This is a genomic window from Actinoplanes sp. KI2 (assembly GCF_025630775.1).
GTDB lineage: Bacteria > Actinomycetota > Actinomycetes > Mycobacteriales > Micromonosporaceae > Actinoplanes.
The window spans coordinates 156,143-169,565 of the sequence record NZ_JAOSZE010000020.1 but is presented as its reverse complement, the minus strand read 5'-3'; the positions used below and the strand labels follow the sequence as shown (position 1 = coordinate 169,565).

Annotated in this window: 10 protein-coding genes; 2 read left to right on the top strand and 8 right to left on the bottom strand. The window is 71.3% G+C overall.

The features are described 5' to 3' along the window. Nucleotides 1-120 precede the first annotated feature (120 nt). From ODJ79_RS22300 to ODJ79_RS22280, 5 genes are all read right to left on the bottom strand, one after another. A complete protein-coding gene (locus tag ODJ79_RS22300) occupies nt 121-2,796 on the bottom strand; it encodes an alkaline phosphatase family protein (protein ID WP_263025472.1) in 2,676 nt (891 codons plus the stop codon). Between the two features lie 55 nt (nt 2,797-2,851). Next, entirely contained in the window at nt 2,852-4,192 is a 1,341-nt protein-coding gene (locus ODJ79_RS22295) for an ABC transporter permease (protein ID WP_263025471.1), read from the bottom strand. Continuing rightward, complete coding sequence (locus ODJ79_RS22290) at nt 4,189-5,094, bottom strand: ABC transporter ATP-binding protein (RefSeq protein ID WP_263025470.1); 906 nt, start codon at nt 5,092-5,094, stop codon at nt 4,189-4,191. Before ODJ79_RS22290 ends, ODJ79_RS22295 begins: the two co-directional genes overlap by 4 nt. 132 nt (nt 5,095-5,226) lie before the next feature. Then, the gene (locus ODJ79_RS22285; RefSeq protein ID WP_263025469.1) at nt 5,227-5,712 is read right to left on the bottom strand and encodes a RidA family protein; all 486 of its coding nucleotides are present in this window, start codon (nt 5,710-5,712) and stop codon (nt 5,227-5,229) included. 13 nt (nt 5,713-5,725) lie between these two features. Continuing rightward, nucleotides 5,726-6,592: a hypothetical protein gene (locus ODJ79_RS22280; protein ID WP_263025468.1), complete on the bottom strand. Its 867-nt coding sequence runs from the start codon at nt 6,590-6,592 to the stop codon at nt 5,726-5,728. 170 nt (nt 6,593-6,762) lie between these two features. Between ODJ79_RS22280 and ODJ79_RS22275 the strand changes: the two genes are divergently transcribed. After that, a complete protein-coding gene (locus tag ODJ79_RS22275) occupies nt 6,763-7,515 on the top strand; it encodes a hypothetical protein (RefSeq protein WP_263025467.1) in 753 nt (250 codons plus the stop codon). Between the two features lie 36 nt (nt 7,516-7,551). Here ODJ79_RS22275 and ODJ79_RS22270 read toward each other — a convergent pair whose 3' ends face one another. Beyond that, nucleotides 7,552-9,048: an arabinofuranosidase catalytic domain-containing protein gene (locus ODJ79_RS22270; RefSeq protein ID WP_263025466.1), complete on the bottom strand. Its 1,497-nt coding sequence runs from the start codon at nt 9,046-9,048 to the stop codon at nt 7,552-7,554. Between the two features lie 297 nt (nt 9,049-9,345). Between ODJ79_RS22270 and ODJ79_RS22265 the strand changes: the two genes are divergently transcribed. Further along, entirely contained in the window at nt 9,346-10,938 is a 1,593-nt protein-coding gene (locus ODJ79_RS22265; protein WP_263025465.1) for a tetratricopeptide repeat-containing diguanylate cyclase, read from the top strand. Between the two features lie 46 nt (nt 10,939-10,984). On the opposite strand, the gene ODJ79_RS22260 is transcribed toward ODJ79_RS22265, so the two are convergent. Then, a complete protein-coding gene (locus ODJ79_RS22260; protein ID WP_263025464.1) occupies nt 10,985-12,193 on the bottom strand; it encodes a S53 family peptidase in 1,209 nt (402 codons plus the stop codon). 291 nt (nt 12,194-12,484) lie between these two features. Then, nucleotides 12,485-13,372, bottom strand: coding sequence for a LysR family transcriptional regulator (locus ODJ79_RS22255; protein WP_263025463.1), 888 nt, complete (start codon nt 13,370-13,372; stop codon nt 12,485-12,487). Between the last annotated feature and the right edge of the window lie 51 nt (nt 13,373-13,423).

Genomic DNA, 13,423 nt, shown 5'->3' with positions numbered 1-13,423 from the left:
GGTCGCGCCTGGCGCTCGCGCCTGGCGGTCGCGCCTGGCCGGTAGCCGATGGCCCCGCACCGGGAACCGGCCGGCTGAGCGCTCGGTGGCGCCCCGCCGGCCGGTCTCCGTCCGGTTCCGTCAGTCCGACTCGGCCGGCGGGATGAAGCCGCCGGGCACCTTGTCCGGCGTCACGATCTGGGTCTCGCCGGGGTACGGCTTCTTCCAGTCGTGCGACTGGTACCAGGTGAAGTGGTTCATCTGCGCGGGGTTGGCGAAGTCGGCACGGGCGCCCGGCCCGGAGAGCCGCTGATGCGCCTTCCACGCGTCCCACTGTGCCGCCACCGCCTTCTCGTTCGCCGGCACGATGGCCGTCGGGGCGGCCGCCGCGGTCGGGTCCTGGGCCGCCGGGACGTCCGCGCCGCAGGACGGCAGGGTCGACAGGCCGAGGGTGAGCGAGGTGCGGTTGGGCACCGCGGTGAACGGCGTGTAGTCGGGCCGCGAGGTGAACGCCGCGGACATCGGGGTGGCCGCGCTGTCCTTCTGGTTCATCGGCCGGACCCCGAGGATCTGCTCGATCGTCCGGATCATCGTGATCTGCGAGTAGTAGTGGCTGTCCACCACGCCCCGCTTCGCGTACGGGCTGATGATCTCGATCGGGGCCCGGTGGCCGTCGACGTGGTCGAGGCCCGCCTGGGAGTCATCCTCGACCATGAAGATCGCGGAGTCCTTCCAGTACTTGCTGTGCGAGATCGTGTCGACCAGCTTGCCGACCGCGAGGTCGCCGTCGGCGACCTGGGCGGCGGCGTTCGGCGGCCCGCCGGTGTGGTCGCTGGAGAACCAGAACATGTTCAGGTTCGCCGGGCCGTTCTTCTCGAAGTCCTTCTTCCAGATCTCGTACCGGTAGATGTCCGGCACGTCGGTGTCGAACTTCGGGAACCCGGCGACCGACACGCTGTTCAGCGACGGGATCGGCGAGGACGAGACCAGCGGGTACGCCGTGTCGGCGCCGGTCGCGGCCATGTTCTTCGTGTCGCAGTACAGGTTCTGCCAGGTCGCGCCGGCCGGCTTGGTGAGGAACTGGTGGAACTCGCCGAAGTCCCGCACCGACTTGCCGGCGGCCTGCGCACCGGTCCAGAGGAAGCCGGTCCGCTGGTGGCCGAGCGCGTCGTCCTCGGTGTCGTAGCTGCGGATGTACTCGCCGGCCGAGGACTCGGTGTACTCCGGGTCGTCGGCCTGCATCAGCCAGTTGTGGCCCTCGGCCGAGTTGGTGCCGATGTCGTACGTGTTGTCGAAGAGCCCGAACTCCCGCTCCAGCGCATGCTGGTTGGGGGTCACGTTCTCGCCGAACTCGTTCACCGACGGGTCGCCGTTGGCCCGCGTCTCGCCGCCGTACATCTGGTCGTACGTCCGGTTCTCCTTGACGACCAGGAACACGTGCTTGATCGTCGACGGGTCGCCGAGCCGGACCGGGACCGGCGCCGGGCGCGCGTACCCGCTGCCGTAGGTCACCGACCCGGGCGTCCAGCCGTTCTGCGCGAACACCTTGGCGGTCAGTGCCCGGATGGCCCGGTCGCTGGGCAGCGTGAAGCGGGTCAGGCTGGAGGTGGTGTCGTGCGTGCCGTGCCCGGCCGCGGTGGTCGGGCGGCGGGCGTCGATACCCCGGGTGTTGGCGACCAGCACCTGCGTGCCGACCGTGGTGATCTCGGCCGGGAAGTAGTCGGTCGGCAGCAGCCCGAGGTAGCTGACCGGCGCGAGCGCGCCGTAGAACCGGTAGACCGCGATCGCGTTCGCCCGGCCGAGCGTGACCAGCAGGTGGCCGTCGTCGGTGAGGGTCACCGCGTTCGGCTCGTAGCCGACCGACGCCTCCGGCCACGGCTGGGTGGCGATGGTCTGCACGACCTTCCCGCGGCCGGTGTCGATGACCGAGACGCTGTTGGTCGCCGTGTTGGTGACGAAGACCGTCCGGCCCTTGGCGTACACCGCGGTCGGGTGCAGGCCGACGCCGATGCTGCCGACCGCGGCGGCCGGGTCGGCCAGGTCGATGACGCTGACCGTGCCGGTGGTGGCGGCGCCGGTGACCGGCGAGGCGGGCACCGGGGTGTTGTACGAGTTGATCGTCGTGTCGCCGGCCTGTGCCGTGCGGCCGCCCTCGTTGCTCACGTAGAGCTTGGTGCCGACCTGCACCAGGTCCCGCGGCGCGATGCCGGTCGGCCAGGTCTGCTTGATGGCGCCGGTCGCCGCGTCGATCGCGACCACCCGGTTCTGCCCGTTGACCGCGGCGAACACGGTGGACCCGTCGGCCGAGAACACGGCCCCGCTCGCCAGGGCCCGGTTCGAGCCCACCTTCGGGATCGAGACGAACGTCGGGTTGGCCAGCGAGCCGTCCGCGTTGACGTCGAACCTGCGGTATCCGTCGGCCTGGCCCAGCCAGAGGTGCTTGCCGTCGGGGGAGTAGGCCGGGCCTTCCTGGCCCACGTCGTTGCCGCTGATCCGCAGGTCGGCGGCGGCGTTGTTGCCGATGAGCTGCTGGACCTTCCACGACTGGAGGTCCACGATGGCCAGTGCCTCGCCACCGTCGGCGACGTTGGCGGCCAGGTGGCTGCCGTCGGGGCTGACGGTCGACGACATGATTTTGCCGTTGTTGATGACGAGACGCCCGCCCACCGGGTCGATGTACTGGTCGGCGGAGACGACCTGACCCTTCGCGGTGACCTCGCCGACCTGATCGGTGCCGAACTGCCACGTACTTGCGTACGCGACGCCGGCGCCGGTCGCGACGACCGCGGCGGTGGTGCCCGCCGTGGCGACGAACAACCGTCGTCCGGTCCTGCTCCCGGCACGCCTGCGTTGGCGTGTTACCTGCATCGAGCTATCCCTTCGGCTCGTTCTTCAACAGATCGACATTGCCGTCGAACTGCCAGAGCGGATTCGGCGCATCCCCGGTCGGGGTGTGCACCAGGAAGTAGCCGTTGACCTCTTTCGGGCCGTCGCCGTCGGCCATGTACCGCCCGTCCGGGGTCAGGTCGAGCTGGTAGATGGCCTGCCCGGTGGCCGTGGTGCCCGGGAGGTGCCAGGTCACCACGCAGCGCCAGTCGTTTCCCGCCCCCGACGGGTCACGCCGGCCGCCGCCCCTGGTGCAGTCGGCCGTGGTGGCCAGTTGCGCCTCGGTGACGTCCGGCCGGTTCAGCCGGCCGGTCTGCAGGCGGTAAAGGTGGGCGAACGCGGTGGCGATCGAGCGCTGCACCTTCGCCTGCCCGATGCCGGAGCCGGAGACGCCGGTCGCCGCCCCGAGCACGACGACCGAGACGACGAACAGCGCGGCCAGCGGCAACGCGCCGAACAGCAGCGCCCGCCGGCCGGTGCCGTCCGGCGTCAGGCTGGTGAAGTCGCGCCGCAGAAAGAGAACGTACGCCAGGGTGGTCGCCACGGCCGCCCACAGCAGACTGACCGCGATCCCGATCAGTAACGGCCCCCACTGCGCCGGGTTCGCGAACAGCCCGTTCCAGGCGATGAACGCGTACCCGGGAAGGGCCAGCCGCACCGCGACCGGGATCGGCAGCATCTGGGCGAGTTGCAGGGCGAGCGCGACCACCGCGGGCAGCAGCAGCCCCATCGGCGACCGGCCGAGCAGCACCGAGCCGAGCAGCCCGATCGCGGCCAGCGCCAGCGTCGGCGCCAGCACGCAGGCCCAGGCGAGCAGCACCCGGGCCCCGGCGTCCCCGGCGCTCAGCTGGTGCCCGTCCAGCCCGGTCAGCGGCTGGTTGCCGACCGCGAGCACGCCGCCGAGCGCGCTGGAGACGACCAGCCCGGCCACCATCAGCACGATCACCGAGAGGCTCGCGAGGGACTTCGCCACGAAGATGCGCCGCGGCGAGCGGACCGCGACCAGCAGGTGCCGCCAGGTGCCGAGCCGGTCCTCCGCGGCGAACACGTCGCCGGCCACCAGCGCGACCAGCAGCGGCAGCGCCCAGGTGCCGGCGAAGCCCAGCATCACCAGCGGGCCGGCCCAGCCGGTGGCGTGCATCCACCGGCCGAACAGCGTGTCGACCGGCAGCGTGCTCTGCCGGCTCACCGCGGCCACGAACAGGCCGGGCGCCACCCAGCAGGCGAGCACGACCAGCCGGATCCGCCACTGCGAGACCAGCTTGACCAGTTCGAACCGCAGGCCGCGGTAGAGCGGCGCGGGCCGCGCCAGGGTGGCGGCGGTCATCGCTTGTCCTCCGTAAGACTCAGGAACGCGGCCTCCAGCGGAGAGACCACCGGCGTCAGCTCGCGGACGGCGACGTTCTCCCGTACGAGTCGGGTCACGAGCTCGTCCATGGCGGGAACCAGTCCCCGGACCACGTTGTCCTCAACGACCGTGATGCCGTGCGAGTCCGAAGCGATGGCGCGCGTCCGGGCCGGGTCCGAGGTGCGCAGCCGGTAGTCGAGCTCGCGGTTCTCGGCGGCCAGCTTGCCGAGCGGCCCGGAGAAGACCACCCGTCCGGTGGCCAGGATGGTGACCTCGGAGCAGAGCGCCTCGACGTCGTCCATCCGGTGGCTGGAGAGCACGATGCTGGTGCCCTCGGCGGCGAGCCCGGTGAGCACCCGGTGCACGTGCCGGGAGCCGGCCGGGTCCAGCCCGTTGGCCGGCTCGTCCAGTACCAGCAGGGTCGGCGGGGTGAGCAGCGCGGCGGCGAGCCCGAGCCGCTGCCGCATGCCGAGCGAGAACCCGCCGGCCCGGTCGTCCGCGACATCGGTGAGCCCCACCTGGGCGAGCGTCTCGTCGATCCCGGCGCTGCGCGGGTTCCGCCCGCGCAGCCGGGCCAGGGCGGCGAGGTTCTGCCGCGCGGTCAGCGAGGGATAGAGGCCGGGGCCGTCCACAAAGCCCGACACGCCGTCCGGGACGTCCAGCGCCCGCCGGACCGGCGCGCCCAGGATCTCCAGCGTGCCGCTGTCCGGGACCGCGAGGCCCAGCAGCAGGCCGAGCAGCGTTGTCTTGCCCGCGCCGTTGGGTCCGACCAGGCCGTGGATCTGCCCCGGCGCCACATCGAGGTCTATCGCGTCGAGCGCGACCACCTCACCGAAGCACTTGGTGATCCGCCGGGCCCGCACCGCGCGCGGCTGTTCCATCGATCCCTCTTTCGTCAGCCCCTACGAAACGTAGGAGTTTTTGGCTGACGAGGGCGTACACCGCCAGTTGAACGGTGATAGAACGAACAGCGAAAGGAATTCGTCGAATTCGATGTCTATCGAGACAGTGGATCAGGCGTGCAAGTGGACGATGGCCTCGATCTCGACCGGGATGCCGAACGGCAGCGCCGCCTGGCCGACCGCGCTGCGGGCGTGCCCGCCGACCTCCGGCCCGAAGAGTTCGAGCAGCAGATCGGAGCAGCCGTTGATCACCTCGGGCAGGCGGTCGAAGCCGGGCGCGACATTCACCATGCCGAAGACGCGTCCCCAGGCCGCGATCCGGTCCAGGTCGCCGAGCTCGCGGGCGAGGCTGGCCAGGATCGCGAGGCCGGTGAGCCGGGCCGACGCGTACGCCTGCTCGGGGGTGACCTCGGCGCCCACCTTGCCCAGCGGTTCGGCGAGGGTGCCGTCCGCGGCGAGCGGGCCGTGACCGGCCACGTACGCCACCGACCCGACCACGCGCACCTGACGGAACGGCAACCGCACGGCGCCCGGCGGCGTCACCGGCGCGGGCAGCACCAGCCCGAGCTCGGCGATCCGCGACTCGATCTCGCTCATGGCGCCGATGGTGTCAGTCGCCGTCGACCCACTCGACGGCGGGGGCGGTGCCCGCGCGCAGCGCCTCGATCTCGCGCCGCAGGCCGTCGGCGCGGGCGGAGGTCGCCGACTTGACCCCGCCGGCCGCCGCGAGCACCGACGCGAAGGTGGGCGAGGACGGCACGGTCCGGGTGAGCCGGGGCAGGGTGCCGGTGCGGGCGTCGATCGCCTCGCGCAGGCTGCCCACCCGGTTGGTGAGCTTGCCGAGGTCGCGGAACTCCGGGTCGGTGCCGAACCAGATCTGCTGGAACCAGTGGTCGCTGTCCGGGTCGTGCCAGCTCAGGTAGCCGCCCGTGACGATCCGGCGCGGCCCGTCGAGGTTGCCGCCGAACGAGTAGCGCACGCCGGCCGCGGCCACCGGGTCGTAGAAGTGCGGCGTGATGAAGTCGGAGACCAGGACCCCGTTGACCTTGTACGCGAACTGGGCCTCCTCGATCGGGTCGGCCACCTCGACCAGGAACTCGACCCGGCCCTGCCCGGGCTTCGGCGAGTCGCCGGCGACCACCCGGTTGCCGAACGGGTCGGCCAGCATCTCCAGGGCCTCGTGGCTCGCGGTCAATGACCAGGACTCGCTGTACTCCACGAGCGAGTACGGCTGGCCGTTCTGGTCCAGGTGCACGCCCGCGGCGCCCGGCTGCCCGATGTCGTCCTGCACGATGATCGGCCAGTACCCGATCGGCACGTCGTCGAGCGTCGTGAAGGCGTCGACGGTCGCGTGGATCGACCAGATCGGCGCGAAGTCGCGGATCGCCTGCTTCTGCAGCGCCGCGGCGACCCGGGTGAGCTGCGAGTGGGAAATTCGGTCGGTCTCCGCCACGAGAGCGAGTTCGGTCACCAGCATTCGACGGACGCTACGTCCGGGCGTACGCCGAATGAAGGTTCGGAGGTCTCTTTACGCGCTCGTTGCCGCTCGACCCCAAACGGGATCGGCCGAACGGCCGTTGTGGGGTTGCGAGGACCGAGCATCATCGGTAATGACCCACCATTGTGCACTGTCGGGGGAGAGGGGCCATGGTGCTGCGCCGGATCGTCCTGGCGGCGGTCCTCTTGATGCCGGCCGGCTGCGGTGTGCAGCGGCACGGTCTGGTCGTGCCGAGCGCGCCCGCGACCACGCCACCGGCGGTGAGCGCGGCGGTGAGCGCCGCCGGTCCGCACACCCCGACCCCTGCTCCGTCGACCATCGCCGGCCTCGTGCCCTCGGCGCTGGTGGTCAGCCGATCCGGCGCGCCGCCGGGGCAGTTCGACGGCGTCCGGCTGACCGACGCGCTGCTCACGCTCGACGACATGCCGGCGGGCTGGACCGTGGGGACGAGCACGGTCAACCAGACCGGGTTTGAGGTGACGAACTGCCCGCCGTACGACCGGATCAACGCGTGGCCGGGCGTGCAGGCGGTGATCGGGTTCCAGGCCGGGGACGGGCGCACCCAGTTGGTGGAGGGGGTCCTCGCCACGACCGACGCGGACGCTAAGCGGCTGCTGGCCACCACCCGCCAGATGATCGTCCAGTGCCTGACCATCACGATCCACGACAGCGGCGGCAACCCGCACGTCCTGGACGTGACCGAGCCGGCGCAGGCCCGGCTCGGCGACGACTCGTACACCCTCCGGCTGGGGAGCGGCCAGGTGTTCTACGACAACACGCTGGTCATCCGGCGGGGTGGGCTGGTGGTGACGGTCGCGTCGCTCACGAATGGTCCGGACGCACCGCTGTTGGCCAAGTTCGGCCGGGACGCACTCGCGAAGGCGGAGCGCAAGCTGCGGTGAGCGCGGGACCGCCGGCGGCGGCCCCGCGCCGGAAAACTACGAGGAGAACGACCAGAGCTGGCAGGTGTTGTTGAGCCACATCCACAGCTGCACCTTGGTGCCGTTCGCGGTGCCGCAGTTCTGGTCGTCGAGGACCATGCCGCTGTTCTCGACGACGAGCTCGTAGCGGCCGTTGCCGGCCGGGATGACCGCCCACTGCTGGCAGTTGTTGCCGAGCGACGACCACAGCCGAGCCACGGTGCCCAGGGCCAGGCCGCAGTTCTGCGCGTCCAGGACCTTGCCCGAGTTCACGTTCGCGATCGTCCACTTGTTGGCGCCGACGCTGGTGAACTTCCACTGCTGGCAGGTGTTGCCGAGGTTCTGCCAGACGTCGAGCAGGGTGCCGTCAGCGGTGCCGCAGTTGATCGCGTCGAGCACCTTGCCGGCGGCCAGGTTGGTCAGCCGGTACGACGAGCCGCTCACCGGGAACGTCACGCTCTTCGAGTAGCCGACGGCCACGATGTTCGACTGCACCGAGCTCTCCGTGGCGTCCGACGGGTAACCGCTGGTCATCACGCCCTCGAAGAACGAGCCGACCGAGCCGTTGCTGTTGTCGCCGCCGATGCCCAGGATGATCGCGCCCTGCTTGGTCATCGGCAGGTACCCGCTCTGGGTGGGCAGCGATCCGTTGTACCGGGTGGCCAGCCCGCCGGACTGGGCGTTGCCGTCCTTGATCGCGTACGTGCTGGTGCCGTTGTTCTTCGTCATCGCCGTCACGAACGCGCTGTTGCGGCCGGTGTTCGCGGTGTTCGAGCCGTTCCCGCCGGCGAACAGGCCGTTCTCCAGGTCGGCCATGACCTTCGGGTTCGAGCCGCTGCACGGCGAGAACCAGCACAGGGTGCCGAAGTAGATCGCATCCATGTCGCCGTTGCCGGTGTCGTTGTTGTTCGTCTCGGCGTTGCCGTAGTCGAAGCAGCAGCGGTTGTTGACGTGCGTGCCCTCGGTGACCATGTACATGCCCTCGGGCGCGCTGCCGGTGGCGACGCCATTGGTCGAGTTGTTCCGGTAGCCGTTGCCGGCCGAGATGTAGACGCCGTAGACCTTGTGGCCGCCCGCGGTGACCGGCAGCGCCGCCGCGTTCGCGCCCTGGTCGGCGGTCGGGTTGGCGCCGCCGCCCGGAGCGATGGACAGGTCGTTGTGGTGCGACGTCTGGTCGTAGATCTTGACGATCGTGCAGTAGGTGCCCGAGCAGAAGTTGTCCTGCGTGGCGGCGTTCGCGTACCCGCCGGCGGCGAGCACCCCGACGTTGGTCGTCGCGCCGTCGGACCAGCGTCTCACCTGGTAGAGCGAGCCGCTGTAGGAGCCGAACAGGGCCCGGGTGGTCGAGTGCGCGGCGACGCAGGGGGTGCCGCCGCCGGCGTAGATGTCGCAGGGTGCGGTGGTGGCGGCATTCGCCGCGCTGGTCGAGGCGACCAGCGACGCCGCGACGACCAGGGCGGCGGCCCCGGCGGCGAGCGCCTTGCGCAGGCGGGGACGGGGGGACCGGAGACTCATCGGAGTCCTTTCGCGGGCGTGCGAAGCAGCGGCACGTGGCCTGGACGCTGCTGGGGAGTCGCGGATGTGAACGTTAACAAATCCTTGCGTGCTGATTTCATGGTTGTCAATAGATGCGACCTCCGGCGGCACTTTCGGGCCGCGTGGCCGGTCGGGCGTGCATCCCGGCGATATGATCAGTTGTTACCTGCTCCGGCCGGATGCGGGACGCCGCGGTGACGCAGGGCTAAGGCCGCGGGGGTTCGCGACCGATGCTTCGGCCGTCAGGTCGCCATCGTCGTACGGCCGGGGTAGCGCATGTCGAGCGGTTCCGAGATCGCCGTGGTGGAGCGGGTGACCGCCGCCGAGCTGCTGCAGCGCAGCCGGGACGCGCTGCGCGGCTCTGAGCACGAGACCGCGCGGGCGCTCGCCCAGGAGGCGGCCGACCGGGGTGGGCCGGCCGAGCGGGCGGAGGCGCTGTGCATCCTCGCCACCTGCCGCCGCCTGCGCGACGAGTATCCGGAGGCCATCGAGGCCGCGCTGCGCGCCACTGAACTGTGCCGCGAGATCGGCGACCCGAGCGCGGAGGCGCGGGCCCGCAGCGAGGTCGCCCGGGCCCTGACCGCCTCCGGCGAGACCGACGAGGCGCTGGGCGAGAGCCTGGCCGCGCTGGAGCTGGCCGAGGCCGGTGCCGACCTGGGCGCCCGGATCGCCGCGATGACCGCGGTCGCCAACGTCTACCTCGTCCTCCAGCAGCACGACCTGGCCATCGAGCTGTGCGAGCGGGGCGCCGAGATGGCCCGCCTGCTCGGCGACGAGATCGCCAACGGGGCGCTGCAGGACACCGTGTCCTGCGCGCTGCTGATGCAGTCCCAGGTGGCCCGGACCCGCGGTGACGAGCAAGCGGCCGTCCAGTACTCGCTGGCCGCCGCCGAGCGTTCGCAGACCGCGATGGCGATCGCCCGCGAGCACGGGCACCGGCGCAACGAGGCGTGCGCCCTGGGCAACCTCGCCGAGGCGCTGGCATCGGCCGGGCAGCCGGCGCACGCGCTGGCCCTGCTCGACACCTGGGAGATCGACCCGGGGCGGGACTCGGCCTTCACGATCACCCATCACCTCGACACCCGCGGCGGCATCTGCGTGCTGCTCGGGCGATACGAGGAGGCCATCGCGCTGTTCTCGCGCGCGCTGGACGTCGCCGAGAGCAAGGGCTCGGCGATGATGTACTGCGAGCACCTGGCCGAGGCGTACGAGAAGAACGGCGACTTCGCGGCGGCGCTCGCCACCTACAAGCGGTTCCACCTGTTGTACTGCGAGGTCGCCTCGGAGGCGGCGCAGCGCAACGCCCGGCTGGCCGCGGTGCGGCTGGAGACCGAGCAGGCCAAGGCCAGCGCCGAGCGGGAGCGGCTGCGCGCCGACGGCCTGCAGCGACTGTCCTTGGAGGACCCGCTGACCGGGCTCGCGAACCGGCGCCGGCTGGACAACGAGCTGGCCGCCGGGGTGGCCGGTCACACCATCGCGCTGATCGACGTCGACCACTTCAAGCGGGTCAACGACGGCTTCTCCCACCAGATCGGCGACGAGGTGCTGCGCGAGCTGGGCCGGTTGCTGCGGTCCGTCTGCCGGGCCGACGACCTGGCCGCCCGCTACGGCGGCGAGGAGTTCGCGGTGCTGTTCCGCGGCCTGACCGCGGCCGAGGCGGCGGCCGCGGCCGAGCGGATCCGGCGCGCCGTCGAGGAGCACGACTGGTCGGTGGTCGCCGAGGGCCTCACCGTCACGGTGAGCATCGGCGTTGCGTCCGGCGGCGCGTCGACCCCGGCCGCCGGGTTGATCTCGCTGGCCGACCAGCGGTTGTACGAGGCCAAGCACGCGGGCCGCAACCGGGTTCGGGTCTCGACCGGCAGCACGTGACCTCGGGAAACGCCGGCGGGCAGGTGCCCGCCGGCATTCCTGTCGCTCAGAAGGCCGATACGCCGTTCGGGGTGCCGAGGCCGGTCGGCCCGTCCCAGCCGGCCCGCGCGTTGCACCACTGACTGGTGCTGCAGGAGCCGTTGGAGCCCGACGTGACGTCGAACAGGCCGCTCGAGTGCGTGTACGGGTAGTTGTTGTCGATGCTCGCCGCGTTGCCGGCCAGGCCGTAGACGGCGGCGATGATCGGCGCCGAGGCGCTGGTGCCGCCGAACGTCAGCCAGCCGCTGTAGCCCTGGTAGGCGTAGCTGTCATAGACCGAGACGCCGGTGGCGGGGTCGGCGACCGCGGAGACGTCCGCCTCGGCCCGCCTGGAGCAGCCGGTCGAGAAGCTCGCCGCACCGCTGAGCGCGGTGTTGTAGGCGGAGCAGCCGCTGCCGGCGCCGGACCAGGCGGTCTCGCTCCAGCCCCGGGTGGTGCTGCTGGTCTTGAGGGTGGTGCCGCCGACCGCGGTCACGTAGTGCGAGCTGGCCGGGTAGGAGGCGCCGTAGCCGTCGTCACCCGAGCTGGCCGTGACGGCGATACCCGGGTGGTTGTAGTAGCTGCCGTACGAGCTGTCCGACGCGTCGCTGCCGCCGTAGCTGTTGCTGATCGCGGTCGCGCCGAGTGCGGCGGCCTCGTTGACCGCCGCGCCGAGGTTGGCGAACGAGGCGCTCTTGGCCTCGACCAGCAGGATCTTGCAGTTCGGGCAGATCGCCGAGACCATGTCGATGTCCAGGGAGATCTCCTGGGCCCAGCCGCCGTTCTTGGCCGGGAGGCTGGTGGTGCTTCCGGTCTGGCTGACCTTCTTGAAGCAGCCGTTGGCCGTCGTGCACGCGGACAGGCCGAAGTAGCTGCGGTACACGCCCAGGTCCGCCTCGGCGTTCGGGTCGTCGTAGGCGTCGACGATGGCGATCGTCTTGCCGGAGCCCGCGCTCGAGGACGGCAGCTTGTACGCGGACTGCAGGTTCGCCGGGCTCAGTCCCGACGGGGTCGCCGCGGCGGCGCTGACCGAGGCGCCGCTCGTGAGGCTGGTGACGGTCGTGCGGACCACGGCCATGCAGCGGGCGAACCCGCGGGCCGAGGACGTGCCGCAGGAGTTCATCTGCTTGAAGCCGAGGGGTTTGGCCTGGGCCGGCGCGGCGCCGGCGAACGCCAGGCCGCCGGCCACGAGGATGGCCGTGGCGACGAGACTGGTGATCTTCTGGATGGGTCGCATCAATCCTCCGAGGTACGGGGGGTACGGGGATTGGCGCGAAGCGTATTCACATTTGTCATTGGAACTCAATTGCCGCCGGAGGGCGTCGGGACGGCGTTGCCCGGTGTCTCGGGCCAATTCCGAGAGGTCCGACGTGAGTAGACAAGCCTCGAATAACGCCAACTGCCGATAGGCGCGAAAAGGCGTTATGCATCTTCCATAACGTATCCATGATGGTCGACGGCTGTGGATTTCCTGTGCGAAATGCTACCGACCTGACGATGAAATAAGTCGCATAGCCGGTAATGAATTTCACCGGCCGCCGGTCAGACCCCGCAGGGCGCGCGCCGCGCCGTCCACCACGGTCGCCGGCAGTCCGCGGCGGGGCCGGACGGAGAGCGCGATCGGCGCGGCCGGGGGCAGGTCGTCGCGTACGGTCAGGCCCTCGATCTGCTGTCCGGGCGTGGCCATCAGTGCCACGCCCAGGCCGGCCCGGACAGCCGCCTGCACCCCGGCCAGGTTCGCCGCCTCGCAGCCGACCTCCGCGGGCAGGCCGCTCTCCGCGAGAGTCTCCAAGGCACGGGTACGCAGGGCGCAGGGCGCGTCGAAGGCGACCAGGGTGATCGGCCCGGCGGCCCGCCGGCCGGCGGAGACGCTGGTGGAAGGCGCGCCGGCCGATCCCGCCGAGGTAAGCGCGGAGTACCAGGTCAGCGGCAGCTCTCCGACGGTCTGCGCGTCCGGGTCGTCGGCCGGCCCGAGCAGCAGCGCCAGGTCGATCCGCCCGTCGGCCAGCCCCGCGCGCAGCTGCTGACCCCGGTCGATCCGGAATTTGACCTGGTGCGCCGGGAACGTGCCGGCCAGTGCCGCGGACAGCCCGGGCAGCAGCTGGGCGGCGGCGTGCTCGGTCGAGCCGATCACCAGGCGCGGCGCGGCCTCGACCGCGAACGCGCGCAGCGTCTCGTCGTGTGCGGCCAGGATGCGCCGGGCCTGGATCAGCAGCGTCTCGCCGTCGACGGTGAACCGCGAGCCGCGGCCGTCCCGCTCGACCAGCGCGCGGCCCAGCGCCGACTCGAGCCGGCGTACGTGCTGGCTCACCGCGCCCTGGGTGAGGTGCAGCGCGGTGGCGGCCCGCTGGAAGCCGCCGCAGTCGGCCACCGCCACGAAGCTGCGCAGCGGCCCGATCCCCAGATCACGAGTCATGCCTATCAGAATACTAGGAATTGATTAGCCGGCGTAATGGCCGGTCATCAC